Source organism: Salipiger sp. H15 (genome assembly GCF_040409955.1).
In the GTDB taxonomy this organism is placed as follows: domain Bacteria; phylum Pseudomonadota; class Alphaproteobacteria; order Rhodobacterales; family Rhodobacteraceae; genus Salipiger.
In genome coordinates this window covers 1,147,403-1,163,540 of record NZ_CP123384.1, presented here as the reverse complement: position 1 = coordinate 1,163,540, position 16,138 = coordinate 1,147,403, and the positions used below count along the sequence as shown (strand labels likewise).

Here is a 16,138-nt window from a genome sequence, read left to right as displayed (position 1 = left end):
GAAATGCCCACCCGGGATACCATCGCCTTTTCCCGAAGCTTGAAACTGTCTATCACCCCGGTCAGAGCTTTAGAAACCCTCCGAATGACCTGGAGTTCACCGTGCTGACTTTCTCGCGACGTTTCATCGCCCTGGCGGCGAGCCTTGCTCTTCTCGGGGGCTGCGCTCTGCCACGCGGTGCGGCGGTGCAGTCCGAGATCCTGTCTCAGCCCGACAAGGCGCATCCCAGCTTCCAGGTGATCAAGGTGAGCCGGGCGAACATGCCGCTGATCGCGTCGTGGCCGCGCACCGGCCCTGAGATGGACAGCAACTGGCTCGGCACCTCGACCGGCGTGAACCAGAGCGTGATCCAGACCGGCGACCTGCTCGAGGTCCGCATCTGGGACAGCCAGGAGAACTCGCTGCTGACCAACGGGTCGGAGAAATCGACGATCCTTCCCGGCATCGAGGTCGGCCCGAACGGCGCGATCTTCCTGCCTTACGTCGACGAGGTCTTCGTGCGCGGGCTCAGCCCCAACGTCGCCCGCCAGCGCATCCAGGAAAAGCTCGAGACGATCGTGCCCACCGCGCAGGTGCAGGTCAGCCTCACCGAGGGCCGCGGCAATGCCATCGAGATGGTCGGCGGCGTGTCCAAGCCCGGCAGCTTCCCGATGCCCTCGCGCAACTACAAGATCCTCGGGCTCTTCGCCGACGCCGGCGGGATCAGCACCAGCCTGAAGAACCCGCTGGTGCGGCTCATCCGCCAGGGTGCGACCTACGAGATCTCGGCCCGCACGCTGATGCAGGACGCGCGCTACAACACGCTGCTGCTGCCGGGCGACACCGTCGTCGTCGAGGAGGATTACCGCACCTTCACCGGCATCGGCGCCTCGTCGCGGCAGACGCTGGTGAACTTCCCCAAGGAAGAGATCAACGCGCTCGAGGCGCTGTCGCTGGTCGGCGGTCTTTATGATGTGCGCGCCGATCCCACCGGGGTCATGGTGCTGCGCGAATACAGCCCGCGCCAGCTGCGCTCCGACGGCAGCGCGCCGAACATGCAGCAGGTGGTCTTCACCTTCGACCTGACCAGCGCCGACGGTCTCTTTGCCGCGCGCAAGTTCCAGATCTACCCCGACGACGTCGTGCTCGCCACCGAAAGCCCGATGGCCGGCCTGCAGACGCTGCTGAGCATCGTGAACACCGGCGTCTCCACGACGCAGCGCACGGTGAACGTCGCGAACGCGTTCTGACGGCGCCATCCGCACGCACCGAAAAGGAAAGGGCACTCCCGCGGGAGTGCCCTTTGTCGTTCCGTGTCGCGGAAAATTCCTACTCGGAGACCGAGGCGAGGTAGGCGAAGACGTCCTCCATGCCCTTCTTGAGCTTGAACGTCATGCCCGAGCGCGCGCCGGCGTCGCCCAGATAGTCCTGCAGGAAGGCCGAGGGGTCCTGCACGTAGGTGGTGAAGCTCGCCTCGTCCCAGACGAGGCCCTTTTCCCCCGCCGCGACGATCGAGGCCTTGTAGCGGTAGCCGTCCTCGCTGCCCGCGACCCGGCCGATCACCCCGTAGAGGTTGGGGCCGGTCTTGCCGCCCTTCTGCACGAGCGTGCCGTCGGCGGCCTGCATCATGTGGCAGGCGCGGCAGCGCTGCTCGAAGACGGTCTTGCCGGCCTCGGCGTCACCGGCCTGCGCGGCTCCCGCGGCGAGCACCCATGCGGCAGCCAGTATCATCTTGTTGTACATACACATCTCCCGGTACGCGTCTCCTGGGACGGGCTTAGATCACATTGCCGCAGGATGCGCTGCGACGTAATGCCTGCGACCGCGAAATCGCCGCTTCTTGACCTTGCCGCGGGCACAAGGGAAACAGGCGCCTCAGAAGGAGGCGCGGCATGGCTCAGGACATCCCCGCATGGATCGACGGCCAGCTGGTGCCGGCGGACAAGCTCGAAGTGCATTTCCGGGGGCTGCGCCACAAGGCGGTCTCGGTCTTCGTCATGCGCGAGGGCCGCACGCTGCTGCAGCGCCGGGCGCTCGGGAAGTACCACACGCCGGGTCTCTGGGCGAACACCTGCTGCACCCATCCGCACTGGGACGAGACGCCGCGCGACTGCGCGCTGCGCCGGCTCGACGAGGAGCTTGGCCTGCACGGGCTGAACCCGGTGTATCGCGGGCAGGTGGAGTACCGCGCCGAGGTGGGCGGCGGCATGACCGAGCACGAGCTGGTGGACATCTTCGTCGCCGAGGCCGGGGCAGGGACCGAGCCCGCCCCGAACGCCGCCGAGGTCATGGACACGGACTGGCTCACCCTGCCCGAGCTGCGGGCCCGGATCGAGGCAAGGCCCGAGGCCTTCACGCCGTGGCTGCGCATCTACCTTGCCGAGCATGTCGAGATGATCCTCGGCTGAGCCCGGCGCGGCGCGTCAGCGACGCTTGCTGAGATAGACGTAATAAGCCCCGCCGCCGCCGTGCTTGAGATGCGCCTCGGCGACCTGCAACACGCAGGCCGAAAGCGGCGGCAGGCGCAGCCACAGCGGCACCTGCGTCTTCAGCACGCCGCGCCGACGCGGCATCGGGTCATGCGGGTCCTCGCGCATACCCTTGCCGGTGATCACCAGCACCAGCCGGAACCCCCGCATATGCGTGCCGAGGATGAAGCCCGCCAGCTCGCGATGCGCCTGGTCCAGCGTCATGCCGTGCAGGTCGATGCGTGCCTCGGGCTGCAGCTTGCCGCGCTTGAGCCGGCCGAAGGCCTTGGCGTCCATGCGCACCGGCTCCTGCGACAGCCGGTCCGAGGTCGAGGCGTAGAAGTCGTGGCGCTCCTGCGGGCTCGGCGCCCGCACGCCCAGCGCGAAGTCGGGCACCGGGTCGCGCGGCAGCACCGGCTTGCGCAGCTTGGCGGGTTTCGCGGCAGGGGCTTCGGGCGCCAGCTTGCGCCCGGGCAGCTTCTCGGCGCTGCGCGCGACAAGCTCCCAGAGCTCGACCTCCTCGGGGCGCAGCTTGCGGCGGCTCACAGCACCGACTCCGGCAACAGCGCATAGGCGCGCTGGATCGGCAGCAGCACCACGAGGCGGCCCGGATCCTTCATCGTGCCGGCGCGGCGCCCGGCCTCGTCGCCGGTGCCCATGAAGATGTCGGCGCGCTGCGGGCCCTTGATGGCGGACCCCGTGTCCTGCGCGATCATCAGCCGGTGCATGGGTTCCGCGCCTTCCTTCTCGATCCAGACAGGCGCGCCCAGCGGCACGAAGGCCGGGTCCACGGCGATCGAGCGCAGCGCGGTGATCGAGCGGTTCATCGCGCCGAGCGGGCCGAGATCGGCCGGAACCTCGTTCACCTCGCGGAAGAACACGTAGGAGGGGTTGTGCATCAGCAGTTCGGCCCCGTCCTCGGGGTTCTCGCGCACCCAGGTCTTGATGACCTGGGCCGAGACCTCGTGCGGGGTGAAGGTGCCGCGCGCAACCAGCTCCTTGCCGATCGAGCGGTAGGGATGGCCGTTGGCACCGCCGTAACCCACCCGCAGGTGATGCCCGTCGGGCAGGCGGATGCGGCCCGAACCCTGCACCTGCAGGAAGAACAGCTCCACCGGATCGGCGATCCACGCGATCTCGAGCCCGCGGTCCTTCATCGCGTCGCCGGTGACGATGTCGCGGCGGGTGAGCCAGGGGCCCTCGGTTTCCCCGATCTCGGGCGGAAGGCGGTAGATCGGGTGGCTGTAGCGCTCGTCAGGCTGCAACGCGCCGTCGATCTCGGGTTCGAAATAGCCGGTGAAGAGCCCGCCGGTGCCTTCCTCGGCATCCTCGGGCGCGCCGGAGATCAGCACCGGGCGGAAGAACAGCTCGAAGAACTCCCGCGCGTCGCCGGCATCGCGCGCCAAGGCGCAGAGCGACACCCAGTCGGGATCGTTCATGTCGCGGCAGGTATTTAGAAAAACCGAAAGGGCGGCGGAATGATCATCCGTCGCCCATCCGTCGAGATCGCTGAAGCTCAGGATCTCGTAGCTGGTATCGCTTTCCGCAGCGGCCATGGCACCTGTCAGTATCGCTCCTGTCAGCACGGCCGCCCGGATCGCGCCCTTCATTCGTCGGTCGCGACCAGCTGCCAGTTGGGATCGTCGCTACCCATGTTGCGGGCGTAGGTCCAGACGTCCTTCTGACGTTTCACCGAAGTCGGGCTGCCCTCGATCACCGAACCGGTCGCATCCTTCACCACCGAGGTCAGCTCGCCGGTGTAGCGCACGGTGATCTCGGCAAGGCCGCTGTCCTCGTCGAAGCTCGCGTCGACGAGGGACATCTCGCGCACGCCGACGAATTCGGACTCGATGGTCAGCCCCTGCTGGCGGCGGGTTTCGACCACCTCGGCGAAGCTGTCATAGACATCGGGCGCGAGGAAGGGCTTCAGCTCCTCGACCTCGCCGCGCTCGAAGCCCATCAGGATCATCTCGTAGGCGCCGCGGGCACCGCCGAGGAACTCCCCGACGTTGAAGCTGGGCTCCACCGCCTTCATGCGCGCAAGCGCCTTGGCCGCGGGGCTGCCCTCGGGCGCGTGGTCGATGATGTCGTGATCCGGTCCGCCCTCGATCACCTCGAAGCCCCGACGGCTGTCGTCGCGGCGGCTCGGGGCCTGTACCGGCGGTTTCTCGAACCCGTCGCGTGTGCCCAGCACGCTCCGCAGACGCAGGATCAGGAAGATCGCGATCGCGGCAAGTACCAGCAGCTGGACGATCGGCATATTCATCGGCACCTCTTGGGCAAACATGGAAAATCTCTTGGTGCCTTCCTATGTAGGCACTGGGCGCGGCCAAGTCTACCGGTGCGCTCCCACGGAAAAGGAGAGAGGCCATGTGGCTGTTTCTGGCATTCGTCGCGGTGCCGCTGATCGAGATCACGCTGTTCATCCAGGTCGGGGGGCTGATCGGTCTCTGGCCGACGCTGCTGATCGTCGTGCTGACCGCCATCCTCGGCACGTCGCTGGTCCGGCGCGAGGGTCTGCGGGCGCTGACCGACCTGCAGAGCTCGTTCTCGCGGCTGCAGGATCCGACGCGGCCGCTGGCCCATGGCGCGATGATCCTGCTGTCGGGCGCGCTGCTGCTGACCCCCGGTTTCTTCACCGACGCCTGCGGCTTCGCGCTGCTGATCCCGGCGGTGCGGGACTGGGTGATGCGGTACCTGTCGAGCCGCATCAAGGTGCAGCGCATCGAGATGGGTGGTCAGAGCACCACGGGCGCACGACCGCGCACCGAGCCCTACCGTCCGGGCCCCGCCGCACAAGATGACGTGATCGAGGGGGAATTCACCGAGATCCCGGGCTCCAAGCGCCCCAATCACCCTGGGTCAGGCTGGACTAAGCATTGAGCCGTTAGCCGGGGGCTGCTATTCCGGAGGAAAATCCAACAGGAGCTTCTCATGGCTGAAATCAGCGAAATGAACGAAAACGGCGCGGCAGCGGCGCAGCAGGCCCCGGCGGCGGTGAAGATGAACGTGCTTGCGCAGTTCGTGCGCGACATGAGCTTCGAGAACATCCTCGCGCAGAAGGGTGTGAGCGGCGAGGTCCAGCCCGATGTGCAGGTGCAGGTCAACCTCGACGCCAAGAAGCGCTCGGCCGAGAACCAGTACGAGGTGGTGCTGAAGCTGAAGGTCGAGTCCAAGTCGAAGGCCAGCGGCGACATGCTGTTCCTGCTCGAGCTCGACTATGCCGGCGTGTTCAACATCGAAGGCGTGCCGCAGGAGCAGCTGCACCCGTTCCTGCTGATCGAATGCCCGCGGATGCTCTTCCCCTTCGTGCGCCGCATCGTGTCGGACGTGACCCGCGACGGTGGCTTCCCGCCGCTGAACCTCGAGACCATCGATTTCGTCGCGCTCTACCGCAACGAGATCCTCCGCCGTCAGCAGGCCAGCGCGCCGGCTCCGGAAGAGCGCAAGCTCGACGCCTGAGCGCGGGCAGGGTGGCGGGGCCTCAGCCCCGCGACCAGAGCGCCTTCTCTCCGAGTTTCTCGACAAAGGCGGCGTGAGCCGCCTTTTCTTCATCGGTGATCCGCGAGGCCAGCGGCACCGGGCGCCGCGCCGGGCGCCATTCCTCGTCCGTGCCCGAGTTCGAGCGCCCGGCGGAGACCGGCGCCAGCACGAGGTCGGGCTGCTTGCCGCCGATCAGTTCCAGGTAGACATCCGCGAGGATCTCGCTGTCGAGCAGCGCGCCGTGCAGCGTCCGGCTCGAGTTGTCGATGCCGAAGCGGCGGCAGAGCGCGTCGAGCGAGGCGGGCGAGCCGGGGAACTTCTTGCGCGCGATCATCAGCGTGTCGATGGCGCAATCCTTCGGCAGCAGCGGGCGGTTCGCCCATTTCAGCTCGGCGTTCAGGAATTTCACGTCGAATGTGGCGTTGTGGATCACCAGCTTGGCATCGGTGCCGATGAAGGCAAGGAAGTCGTCGACGATCTTCGCGAAGACCGGCTTGTCGCGCAGGAAGTCGTCACCCAGCCCGTGCACCTCGAAGGCCTCCTGCGGCATCGACCGCTCGGGGTTGATGTACTGGTGGTAGACCTTGCCCGTGGGCACGTGATTGTAGAGCTCGACGGCGCCGATCTCGACGATCCGGTCGCCCTGCTCCGGTTCGAAGCCCGTTGTTTCCGTATCGAGAACAATCTCACGCATCGGTCCGCCTTTCGATTTCCTTCAGCACATCCTGAACCTGCGCGCGGGCATGGTCCAGCGTGTCCGTTGTGATCACAAAATCCGCGCGGGCGCATTTCTCGGCAGTCGGCATCTGGCGGGCAAGGATGCGGTCGAGATCCGCCTCGCTCATCGTGCCGCGCGCCAGCACCCGTTCGCGCTGGATCTCCCCGGGGACGGTGACGCAGGCCACAGCGTCGAACTCGGCCTCGGATCCGGTCTCGTAGAGCAGGGGAATGTCGAAGACCCCGATGGCCCCGGGATGGCACTCGGCAAAGCGCGCGCGGTCCTCGCGCACCAGCGGATGCACGATCGCCTCGATCCGCGCCAGCGCGCCGGGATCCGCCGCGATAATCCCGCGCAGCGCCTCACGTGAAACCGCGCCGTCCGTGACGGCCGCCGGAAAGGCCGCCGCGATCGGGCCGACCGCCGCGCCGCCGGCACCGTAGAGCCGGTGCACCGCCGCATCCGCGTCCCAGACCGGGCAACCGGCCTCGGCGAAGAAGGCCGCCGTCTGCGACTTTCCCATGCCGATCGAGCCGGTGAGGCCGAGCCGGAAGCGCATCAGAGCACCGCGGCCCGCGTCGCCTGGTCCACCACGGGGCGCTTGCCGAACCAGCGCTCGAAGCCGGGCACCGCCTGGTGCAGCAGCATGCCGAGCCCGTCGACGCAGGTGCAGCCCATCTCGCGCCCGATGCGCAGGAGCCGGGTCTCGAGCGGCGTGTAGACGATGTCGGTGACGAAGGTGCCCGGCCGGAGCCCGTCGAGCGGCACGCGCAGCTCGGCATTCCCGACCATGCCGAGCGAGCTGGTGTTGACCACCAGGTTCGCCTCTTCGAGCACGTTGCCCGCGTGCACCCAGTCGATCACGTGCACGCGCTGGCCGAAGTCCTCGCGCAGCTTCTCGGCGCGCAACCGGGTGCGGTTGCTGAGATAGAGCTTGGGCACGCCCGCCTCGAGCAGCGAGGCGATCACCGCCCGCGCGGCTCCGCCCGCACCCAGCACCACCGCCGGGCCGGTATCGGCCCGCCAGCCGGGCGCGCCCTGCCGAAGGTTCTCGATGAAGCCGTATCCGTCGGTGTTGTCGGCATAGATCATGCCGCCCTCGCGGAAGGTCAGCGTGTTGGCCGCCCCGATCAGCGTGGCGCGGTCCGACACGACGTCGGCGATCTCCATCACCCGCTCCTTGTGCGGGATGGTGATGTTCACCCCCACGAAGCCGATCTGCGGCAGCAGCCGCAGCGTCTCTTCAAGCTTTGCCGCGGGCACGTCCATCGGGATGTAGTGACCGGGCAGGCCGTAGGTCCGCAGCCAGTGACCGTGCAGCAGGGGAGAGCGCGAATGGGAGATGGGCGAGCCGATGACGCCCGCCAGGGGGATCTTTTCGCCGCTCATCCCGCAATCACCCCGCGAACTTCGAGGAACCCGAGAAGCTCCAGCAGGGGCAGGCCCAGGATGGTGAAATGGCTGCCCTCGATACTCGCGAAAAGCCTCACGCCTTCCTCCTCCAGTTTGAAGCCTCCGACCGAGCTGCGCAGGCTGTCCCAGTTTCTCTCTATATAGTCGTCGAGATAGGCCTCGGAGAAGGCGCGCATCTTGAGACGCGCGACACCCACGTGGCGCCAGACCGGCTCGGCATTCTCGTAGATCACCGCGGCGGAAAGAAGGTGAAGCCGCTGGTCACGCAGTTCCATGAGCTGCGCGCGCGCCTCTTCCGGGCTTTCCGGCTTCGAATAGAGCTTGCCGTTGCAACTCAGCACCTGGTCGCAGCCAAGCACCAGCGCGCCGGGATTGCGGGCGGCCACCTTGCGCGCCTTGTACTCGGCCAGCGCATCCGCCACGTCGCGCGGCGGCGCGCCCTCCTGCAGGAGCGAGTCGCGAATCGAGGATTCATCGACCCGCGCCACCTCGATTCCGAAGGGAACGCCCGCGGCGCGCAGCAGATCGGCACGGATCTGCGAGCCGGAGGCGAGGATCAGCGGAAGACTCATGGGGATAAACCTGTTCGCACAGTTGGGTCTTTGTCAGGGGAAGCTTCTGGGGAAAATCGCCCCCGGTTTCAAGGCTGGGGAGATCTCTTCAGGCTCCCGCAGAGTCACGGTGATTCCTGAGTCTGTGGGTTTTGATAACTCCCCACTGTGGAGAACCGGATCCCGCGAGATCTTTCAAAGATCTATCCCCAGTGGGGGTCTATCCATTCAAAGGCCTTTTTTACATGATCCGAACGAAGATTCGCCCAAAGCTCCGCCGACAGATCTCCGCAGATCTATCCACAGAGGGATCCGCCGTGGACAGAGCTCCGTGAAACATTTTATCCACTGGAGTCGGGTTACCCTTAACCAAAATCATCTCTTCTTTTTTCTTTCTTAATTTTTCGTAAGGCCGCGCCGCGAGCCTGTGTCCGGGCAGGAATTGACTTCGAGGGGGGGAGGGGATAGGCATCTTCTCAACACCCGTCCGGGTGGGACCTTCCCAGAAGACCAAGAATATACCTGCGAAAGCTACGGCCGACCCCGGCCCGGAGGAATGCATGACTGATGCCGAAAGCATCGAGCGTCTGAACCTGTCCGATCTCAAGGCGCAGAGCCCGAAGGATCTCCTGGCGATGGCCGAGGAACTCGAGATCGAGAACGCCTCGACCATGCGCAAGGGCGAGATGATGTTCCAGATCCTGCGCGAGCGCGCGGACGAGGGCTGGATCATCTTCGGCGACGGCGTTCTGGAAGTTCTGCAGGACGGTTTCGGCTTCCTGCGCTCGCCCGAGGCGAACTACCTGCCGGGTCCCGACGACATCTATGTCTCGCCGGACATGATCCGGAAGTACTCGCTGCGCACCGGCGACACGATCGAGGGCGAGATCCGTGCCCCCGACAACGAAGAGCGCTACTTCGCGCTGGTCGACGTCTCGGCGATCAACTTCGAGGATCCGGAGCGCGCGCGCCACAAGATCGCCTTCGACAACCTGACGCCGCTCTATCCCGACGAGCGCCTGAAGATGGAAATCGAGGATCCGACGATCAAGGACAAGTCGGCCCGGATCATCGACCTGGTCGCGCCCATCGGCAAGGGCCAGCGGTCGCTCATCGTGGCGCCGCCGCGCACCGGTAAGACGGTGCTGCTGCAGAACATCGCCAGCTCGATCGAGAAGAACCACCCCGAGTGCTACCTGATCGTCCTGCTGATCGACGAACGTCCCGAGGAAGTCACCGACATGCAGCGCTCGGTGAAGGGCGAGGTGATCTCCTCGACCTTCGACGAACCCGCGACCCGTCACGTGGCCGTTTCGGAAATGGTCATCGAGAAAGCCAAGCGCCTCGTTGAACATAAACGAGATGTTGTGATTCTTCTCGACTCGATCACAAGACTTGGTAGGGCGTTCAACACCGTCGTGCCGTCGTCGGGCAAGGTCCTGACCGGTGGCGTCGATGCGAACGCGCTGCAGCGTCCGAAGCGCTTCTTCGGCGCGGCGCGGAACATCGAGGAGGGCGGCTCGCTCACCATCATCGCCACCGCGCTGATCGACACCGGCTCGCGCATGGACGAGGTGATCTTCGAAGAATTCAAGGGCACCGGTAACTCGGAAATCGTGCTCGACCGCAAGGTCGCGGACAAGCGCGTCTTCCCGGCCATCGACATTCTCAAGTCGGGCACCCGGAAAGAGGATCTGCTCACCGACAAGGTCGACCTGCAGAAGACCTTCGTGCTGCGCCGCATCCTCAACCCGATGGGCACGACCGATGCGATCGAATTCCTGCTCTCGAAGCTGAAGCAGACGAAGACGAACGGCGAGTTCTTCGACTCGATGAACAGCTAAAGACAAGCCGCAAAGGAGGCGGGGATGGATACGATCTTCGCACTTGCCAGCGCGGTCGGCAAAGCAGGCGTTTCCGTGGTGAGGGTCTCCGGACCCTCCGCATGGGACGCCTGTTCCCGTCTCTGCGGATCCGTTCCCGAGCCGCGCCGCACCGCGCTGCGCCGTCTGACCGACAGGGCAGGGCAGGTGCTCGACGAGGCGCTGGTCCTGGTCTTCGACGAAGGCCGCAGTTTCACCGGTGAAAAGGTGGTCGAGTTCCACCTGCACGGCAGCATCGCGATCCTGCGCGCCGTGTTGCGCGAACTTGCCGCGATGGACGGGATCCGCCAGGCCGAGCCCGGCGAGTTCACCCGCCGTGCGCTGGAACATGACCGTCTGGATCTCACGCAGGTCGAGGCGCTCGCCGATCTCATCGAGGCGGAAACCGAGAGTCAGCGCAACCAGGCCATGACGATCTTCGTCGGCGCGCTCGGCAAGAAGGTCGACGCCTGGCGCGAGGAATTGATCTTCGCCGCCTCTCTGCTCGAGGTCACCATAGATTTCGCCGACGAGGAGGTTCCCGTCGACGTCACCGAGGACGTGCGTGCGGCGCTCCTCAAGGTAAAGGCCGAGCTGGAACGCGAGCTCGCCGGCGTTGACGCGGCGGAACGTATCAGATCCGGCTTCGAGGTCGCGATCATCGGCCGTCCGAACGTCGGAAAATCAACTCTTCTCAACACCTTGGCTGGACGGGACGCGGCGATTACCTCGGAACACGCGGGCACGACCCGTGACGTGATCGAGGTCCGCATGGAAATCTCCGGGCTTCCGGTGACGCTGCTCGACACCGCCGGACTGCGCGAGGCCGCGGATCCGGTCGAAAAAATCGGCATCCAGCGCGCGCGTGACCGTGCGGAACTCGCGGATCTTCGCGTCTTCCTGCTAGAGGCTGACGAGCAACTCGACGTGACGCCACGTCATGGCGACATCGTCCGCCGCTCGAAGGGGGATCTCTCGGGCGACGCGAAGGCGATTTCCGCCGCGACGGGGCAGGGGATCGAGGCGCTGATCACCGAGATCGGCGCCACCCTCTCCGAAAGGGTGCAATCCAGCGGCCTCGCGACACGCGAAAGGCACCGGATCGCCTTTCAGGAAGGCGCCTTTGCACTGGAAACCGCGCTGGAATTGCTTGATTTCGGCCCCGAGCGGTACGATATCGCTGCAGAAGAAGTCCGGGTCGCGATTCGCCGCCTCGAAGCCCTCATCGGCCGCGTCGACGTGGAAAATCTTCTGGACAAGATCTTCTCGAGCTTCTGCCTGGGTAAGTAAGGAGTGTTTCACGTGAAACAACTCGATTTCGACGTCGTCGTCGTTGGCGGCGGACATGCTGGCACCGAGGCCGCAGCCGCCTCGGCGCGGATGGGCGCAAAAACCGCGCTTGTCACCCTGACCCGAGGAGGGATCGGGGTCATGTCGTGCAATCCGGCGATCGGCGGGCTCGGAAAAGGCCACCTGGTGCGCGAAATCGACGCCATGGACGGTGTCATGGGCCGCGTCGCGGACCAGGCGGGCATCCAGTTCCGGCTTCTCAACCGTCGCAAGGGCCCCGCGGTGCAAGGCCCGCGTACCCAGGCCGACCGCAAGCTCTACCGCGAAGCCATGCTGCGCGAGATGGAAGCCGCGCCCAACCTTTCCATCGTGGAAGGGGAGGTGACCGACCTGATCAAGGACGGGGATCTCGTGCGCGGCGTCGTTCTCGGCGACGGATCCGAACTCAAATCTGTTGCCGTGGTGCTGACCACGGGCACTTTCCTGCGCGGCGTCATCCACATCGGAGATCAGAAGCGCCCCGGCGGGCGCATGGGCGACAAGCCCGCGGTCAAGCTCGCGGAGCGCCTCGACGCGATGGCGCTGCCGCTCGGACGCCTGAAAACCGGCACACCGCCGCGGCTTGACGGGCGGACGATCAACTGGGACATCCTCGACAGCCAGCCCGGCGACGAGGATCCGGCGATGTTCTCGTTCCTGTCAAAGGCGCCTTACGTCCGCCAGATCTCCTGCGGGATCACCCATACCAACACCCGGACACATGAGCTGATCCGCGACAACCTTTCGCGTTCGGCGATGTACGGCGGCCATATCGAGGGCATAGGCCCGCGCTATTGCCCCTCGATCGAAGACAAGATCGTGCGCTTCTCGGACAAGGACTCTCACCAGATTTTCCTTGAGCCAGAAGGACTTGACGATTTCACGGTCTATCCGAACGGGATCTCGACCTCGCTGCCCGAGGACGTGCAGGAGGCCTATGTTCACTCCATCCTGGGGCTGGAAGAGGCGAAGATCCTGCAGCCGGGCTACGCCATCGAGTATGATTTCGTCGACCCCCGCGCGCTGGACCTGCGCCTTTCGGTCAAGGCTGCGCCCGGTCTCTACCTCGCCGGCCAGATCAACGGCACCACGGGCTACGAGGAAGCCGCTGCGCAGGGCATGGTCGCGGGCCTGAACGCCGCCGCCGAGAGCCTCGGCCGCGACGCGATCACCTTCAGCCGCGCCGACAGCTATATCGGGGTCATGGTCGACGACCTGACCTCGCGCGGCGTGACCGAACCTTACCGGATGTTCACCTCGCGCGCGGAATTCCGTCTGTCGCTGCGCGCCGACAACGCCGATCAGCGCCTGACACCGATGGCGATCGACCTCGGCTGCGTCTCCGAGACCCGCAAGGCGGCCTTCCTCGACAAGACCGAAAAGCTCGAGCAGGGCAGGGGAGTCCTCAGCGAAATCACCATGACGCCGCGCGAGCTTGGCGACCTTGGCCTCAAGATGAACGCGGATGGCGCACGGCGGAGTCTCTTCCAGCTCCTCGCCTTCCCGGACATCTCGATGGACTTCCTGCGCCAGCACGTGCCTGATCTCGACCGAATCGACGCGGAAACCGGTGAACAGTTGGAGAAGGACGCGCTCTACGCCAATTACATCGACCGCCAGAAGCGCGATGTCGAGGCGCTGAAGCGGGACGAGACCTACCAGGTGCCCTCCGACTTCGATTTCTCGACGATCGAAGGCCTTTCGACCGAACTGAAACAGAAACTCGGCCGTGCGAAACCTTCGACGCTGGCGCAGGCCGCGAAAGTCGACGGGATGACCCCGGCAGCGCTCTCGCTGCTTCTCATCCGCCTTCGCCGGAACGAGCGGGCGCGCAGCGCATGAGCGCGATGGACCTTGGAGGCGGGCTCAGTGTTTCACGTGAAACATGGGACCGCCTCGAGCACTACACGGACCTCTTGAAGAAGTGGAATCCGCGGATCAACCTCGTTTCGCCGACCACTTTGGCCGAGGCGTGGACGCGCCACATCGTGGATTCCGCGCAGATCTGGGGAATTCCACAGGGATATCCCCAGCATTGGGCGGATCTGGGCAGCGGCGGCGGATTTCCCGGGCTCGTGGTTGCCATCCTGCGCGATGAATTTGCGCCCGAGATGGCCGTCACGCTGGTGGAAAGCGACCAGCGAAAATGCGCCTTCTTGCGGACGGTGCTTCGGGAGACCGGCGTGCCCGCGACGGTCGAGGCGCGGCGGATCGAGGAAATCCCGCCGCTTGGCGCGGATCTGCTGAGCGCCCGGGCGCTGGCCTCGCTCGACAAGCTGCTGGGGTTCGCGGACCGGCACCTGTGCGAGAATGGCACGGCGCTCTTCCCGAAAGGCGCGCAGGCCGAAAAAGAAATCGCGGAGGCACGCAAGATGTGGCAGTTTGAGCTGGTACGGCATACAAGCCTGACGGATCCCCACGCGGTTGTCTTGCAAATCGGAGCGCTGACTCATGTCTGATACCCCCCGGCCCGGCGCGGCCAAGATCGTTGCCATTGCCAACCAGAAGGGCGGGGTGGGGAAGACCACGACGACGATCAACCTCGGCGCGGCGCTTGCGGAGCGCGGGATGAAGGTGCTGATCGTCGATCTCGATCCGCAGGGCAACTCGTCGACAGGGCTCGGAATCGAGCCGGAAGCGCGGGAATACACCGCCTACGAATTGCTGCTCGAAGACGCGCCGCTCTCGGACATGATCCTGAAGACCGAGACCCAGGGCCTGTCGCTGATCCCGGCGACGGTGGATCTGGCCTCGGCGGACATCGAGCTGGTGGCGAATGAAAAGCGCAGCTTCCTGCTGCACGACGCGCTGCGCCAGGCGGACATGGCGGAGTTCAATTTCGACTATGTCCTGATCGACTGCCCGCCGTCGCTGAACCTTCTGACGGTCAACGCGATGGTCGCCGCGCATTCGATCCTGGTGCCGCTGCAGAGCGAATTCTTCGCGCTCGAGGGTCTGTCGCAGCTGATGCTGACGATCCGCGAAGTGCGGCAGAGCGCCAATCCGGATCTGCGGATCGAGGGGGTGGTGCTGACCATGTTCGACGCGCGCAACAACCTGTCGCGCATGGTCGAGGAGGATGCCCGGGCGAACCTTGGCGACCTGGTGTTCAACACGGTGATCCCGCGCAACGTGCGGGTCAGCGAGGCGCCGTCCTATGCCTGCCCGGTGCTGACGTACGATCCGACCTCGAAAGGCGCCGTGGCCTACCGGGCCCTGGCGGAAGAACTGCTGCGCAACAATGCGCAGATGGCGGCATAAGCATAAAAACGTGACGTGAGGGCAGTTATGGCAGAGAAACGCGAAATGCGGCGGGGACTCGGGCGAGGACTGTCGGCGCTGATGTCGGATGTGGACGTTCGGCCCGCCGCGGTCGAGGAAGAGGCGACCCCGCGCCAGCCGGATCGGATGATCCCGATCGAGAAGGTCTTTCCGAACAAGGACCAGCCGCGGCGGTCCTTCACTCCGGAACAGCTGAACGAGCTCTCGGAATCGATCCGCGCCAAGGGGATCATCCAGCCGATCATCGTGCGCCCGCGTCCCAACGCAGAAGGCGAGTTCGAGATCGTCGCCGGGGAACGTCGCTGGCGGGCTGCGCAGATGGCGCAGCTGCACGAAGTTCCGGCTCTGGTGCGCGAGTTCGACGACATCGAGGTGCTCGAAGTCGCGATCATCGAGAACATCCAGCGCGCGGATCTGAACGCCATCGAAGAGGCGGCGGGCTACAAGCAGCTGATGAACCGCTTCGGCCATACGCAGGAGAAGATCGCGGAAGCGCTCGGCAAGAGCCGCAGCCACATCGCGAACCTGCTGCGCCTCTTGAACCTGCCGGATTCGGTCCAGACCATGGTCGTCGAAGGGGTGCTGACCGCCGGCCACGCGCGCACGCTGATCACTTCGGAGAACCCGGAAGAGCTCGCGAAAGAGATCGTCCGGCGCAAGCTCTCGGTCCGCCAGGCAGAGCAGCTGGCAAAGCCGCAGACACAGAAAGCCCCGAAACAGGGTCAAACCAGCTTTGGCGAAGGGCAGAAAGACGCGGACACCCGTGCGCTCGAGGGCGATCTCTCGGCGGCGCTGGGGATGAAGGTCGCGATCCAGAACCTGCCGGGGCAGGAGAGTGGCAAGCTGGTGATCAGCTACCAGAGCTTCGAGGAACTCGACCGTCTCTGTGCCATCCTCAGCGCCGCGCGCTGACGGATCTCTCCACAGGATCCTGTGGAGAGATCTCGCGCCGTTTCACATGAAACGCGGCGCGCTGGTTTCAGAGGGGCGCATTGTCCACTAGATCTGACCGGATCCGACGGATCTGTCCAGAAAAGCAAAGGCCGAGCCACT

The 16,138-nt window shown here is 65.5% G+C and carries 18 protein-coding genes; 10 read left to right on the top strand and 8 right to left on the bottom strand.

Translation table 11 applies throughout. From position 1 onward, the window contains the following. Positions 1 to 101 precede the first annotated feature (101 nt). Entirely contained in the window at positions 102 to 1,229 is a 1,128-nt protein-coding gene (locus PVT71_RS05605) for a polysaccharide biosynthesis/export family protein (protein ID WP_353473521.1), read from the top strand. 79 nt (positions 1,230 to 1,308) lie between these two features. Here the strand turns inward: PVT71_RS05605 and PVT71_RS05600 are convergent, their stop codons facing one another. Beyond that, positions 1,309 to 1,722: a c-type cytochrome gene (locus PVT71_RS05600; protein WP_353473520.1), complete on the bottom strand. Its 414-nt coding sequence runs from the start codon at positions 1,720 to 1,722 to the stop codon at positions 1,309 to 1,311. A 149-nt stretch (positions 1,723 to 1,871) separates the two neighbouring features. On the opposite strand from PVT71_RS05600, the gene idi reads away from it, so the two are divergent. Beyond that, a complete protein-coding gene (gene idi, locus PVT71_RS05595; protein ID WP_353473519.1) occupies positions 1,872 to 2,387 on the top strand; it encodes an isopentenyl-diphosphate Delta-isomerase in 516 nt (171 codons plus the stop codon). Positions 2,388 to 2,402: 15 nt separating this feature from the next. Here idi and PVT71_RS05590 read toward each other — a convergent pair whose 3' ends face one another. From PVT71_RS05590 to PVT71_RS05580, 3 genes are read right to left on the bottom strand one after another with little or no spacing between them, the layout of a single operon-like run. Beyond that, on the bottom strand, positions 2,403 to 2,993 hold the full coding sequence (locus PVT71_RS05590; protein ID WP_353473518.1) for a Smr/MutS family protein: 591 nt from the start codon (positions 2,991 to 2,993) through the stop codon (positions 2,403 to 2,405). Beyond that, complete coding sequence (locus tag PVT71_RS05585) at positions 2,990 to 4,057, bottom strand: MltA domain-containing protein (RefSeq protein ID WP_353473517.1); 1,068 nt, start codon at positions 4,055 to 4,057, stop codon at positions 2,990 to 2,992. Before PVT71_RS05585 ends, PVT71_RS05590 begins: the two co-directional genes overlap by 4 nt. Further along, positions 4,054 to 4,713 carry a Tim44/TimA family putative adaptor protein gene (locus PVT71_RS05580; RefSeq protein WP_353473841.1) on the bottom strand — a complete coding sequence of 220 codons (660 nt, stop codon included), beginning with the start codon at positions 4,711 to 4,713 and terminating at the stop codon, positions 4,054 to 4,056. Before PVT71_RS05580 ends, PVT71_RS05585 begins: the two co-directional genes overlap by 4 nt. Before the next feature lie 104 nt (positions 4,714 to 4,817). On the opposite strand from PVT71_RS05580, the gene PVT71_RS05575 reads away from it, so the two are divergent. Both PVT71_RS05575 and secB read left to right on the top strand, forming a co-directional pair. Continuing rightward, on the top strand, positions 4,818 to 5,330 hold the full coding sequence (locus tag PVT71_RS05575) for an FxsA family protein (RefSeq protein ID WP_353473516.1): 513 nt from the start codon (positions 4,818 to 4,820) through the stop codon (positions 5,328 to 5,330). Between the two features lie 69 nt (positions 5,331 to 5,399). Next, complete coding sequence (gene secB, locus PVT71_RS05570) at positions 5,400 to 5,909, top strand: protein-export chaperone SecB (protein ID WP_353473840.1); 510 nt, start codon at positions 5,400 to 5,402, stop codon at positions 5,907 to 5,909. A gap of 22 nt (positions 5,910 to 5,931) precedes the next feature. Here secB and dnaQ read toward each other — a convergent pair whose 3' ends face one another. Genes dnaQ through PVT71_RS05550 form a run of 4 tightly spaced genes read right to left on the bottom strand, consistent with a single transcriptional unit; the run spans position 5,932 to position 8,633 of the window. Further along, positions 5,932 to 6,624, bottom strand: a complete 693-nt coding sequence (gene dnaQ / locus PVT71_RS05565; protein ID WP_353473515.1) for a DNA polymerase III subunit epsilon — start codon at positions 6,622 to 6,624, stop codon at positions 5,932 to 5,934. Continuing rightward, the gene (coaE, locus tag PVT71_RS05560) at positions 6,617 to 7,207 is read right to left on the bottom strand and encodes a dephospho-CoA kinase (protein ID WP_353473514.1); all 591 of its coding nucleotides are present in this window, start codon (positions 7,205 to 7,207) and stop codon (positions 6,617 to 6,619) included. Before coaE ends, dnaQ begins: the two co-directional genes overlap by 8 nt. Continuing rightward, complete coding sequence (locus tag PVT71_RS05555; RefSeq protein ID WP_353473512.1) at positions 7,207 to 8,037, bottom strand: shikimate dehydrogenase; 831 nt, start codon at positions 8,035 to 8,037, stop codon at positions 7,207 to 7,209. Before PVT71_RS05555 ends, coaE begins: the two co-directional genes overlap by 1 nt. Continuing rightward, the gene (locus tag PVT71_RS05550; protein WP_353473511.1) at positions 8,034 to 8,633 is read right to left on the bottom strand and encodes a nucleoside triphosphate pyrophosphatase; all 600 of its coding nucleotides are present in this window, start codon (positions 8,631 to 8,633) and stop codon (positions 8,034 to 8,036) included. The genes PVT71_RS05555 and PVT71_RS05550 overlap by 4 nt, the downstream gene beginning before the upstream one ends. Positions 8,634 to 9,172: 539 nt before the next feature. Here PVT71_RS05550 and rho point away from each other — a divergent pair. The 6 genes from rho to PVT71_RS05520 are packed head-to-tail and all read left to right on the top strand — an operon-like array spanning position 9,173 to position 15,997. Beyond that, complete coding sequence (gene rho, locus PVT71_RS05545) at positions 9,173 to 10,456, top strand: transcription termination factor Rho (protein ID WP_353473510.1); 1,284 nt, start codon at positions 9,173 to 9,175, stop codon at positions 10,454 to 10,456. Positions 10,457 to 10,480: 24 nt separating this feature from the next. Beyond that, on the top strand, positions 10,481 to 11,764 hold the full coding sequence (gene mnmE, locus PVT71_RS05540; RefSeq protein ID WP_353473509.1) for a tRNA uridine-5-carboxymethylaminomethyl(34) synthesis GTPase MnmE: 1,284 nt from the start codon (positions 10,481 to 10,483) through the stop codon (positions 11,762 to 11,764). 3 nt (positions 11,765 to 11,767) lie between these two features. Continuing rightward, positions 11,768 to 13,645: a tRNA uridine-5-carboxymethylaminomethyl(34) synthesis enzyme MnmG gene (mnmG, locus tag PVT71_RS05535; RefSeq protein WP_353473508.1), complete on the top strand. Its 1,878-nt coding sequence runs from the start codon at positions 11,768 to 11,770 to the stop codon at positions 13,643 to 13,645. After that, positions 13,642 to 14,262 carry a 16S rRNA (guanine(527)-N(7))-methyltransferase RsmG gene (rsmG, locus tag PVT71_RS05530; protein ID WP_353473507.1) on the top strand — a complete coding sequence of 207 codons (621 nt, stop codon included), beginning with the start codon at positions 13,642 to 13,644 and terminating at the stop codon, positions 14,260 to 14,262. The genes mnmG and rsmG overlap by 4 nt, the downstream gene beginning before the upstream one ends. Then, positions 14,255 to 15,064 carry an AAA family ATPase gene (locus tag PVT71_RS05525; RefSeq protein WP_353473506.1) on the top strand — a complete coding sequence of 270 codons (810 nt, stop codon included), beginning with the start codon at positions 14,255 to 14,257 and terminating at the stop codon, positions 15,062 to 15,064. Before rsmG ends, PVT71_RS05525 begins: the two co-directional genes overlap by 8 nt. A 27-nt stretch (positions 15,065 to 15,091) precedes the next feature. Then, a complete protein-coding gene (locus PVT71_RS05520) occupies positions 15,092 to 15,997 on the top strand; it encodes a ParB/RepB/Spo0J family partition protein (protein ID WP_353473505.1) in 906 nt (301 codons plus the stop codon). The last annotated feature ends 141 nt before the right edge of the window (positions 15,998 to 16,138 follow it).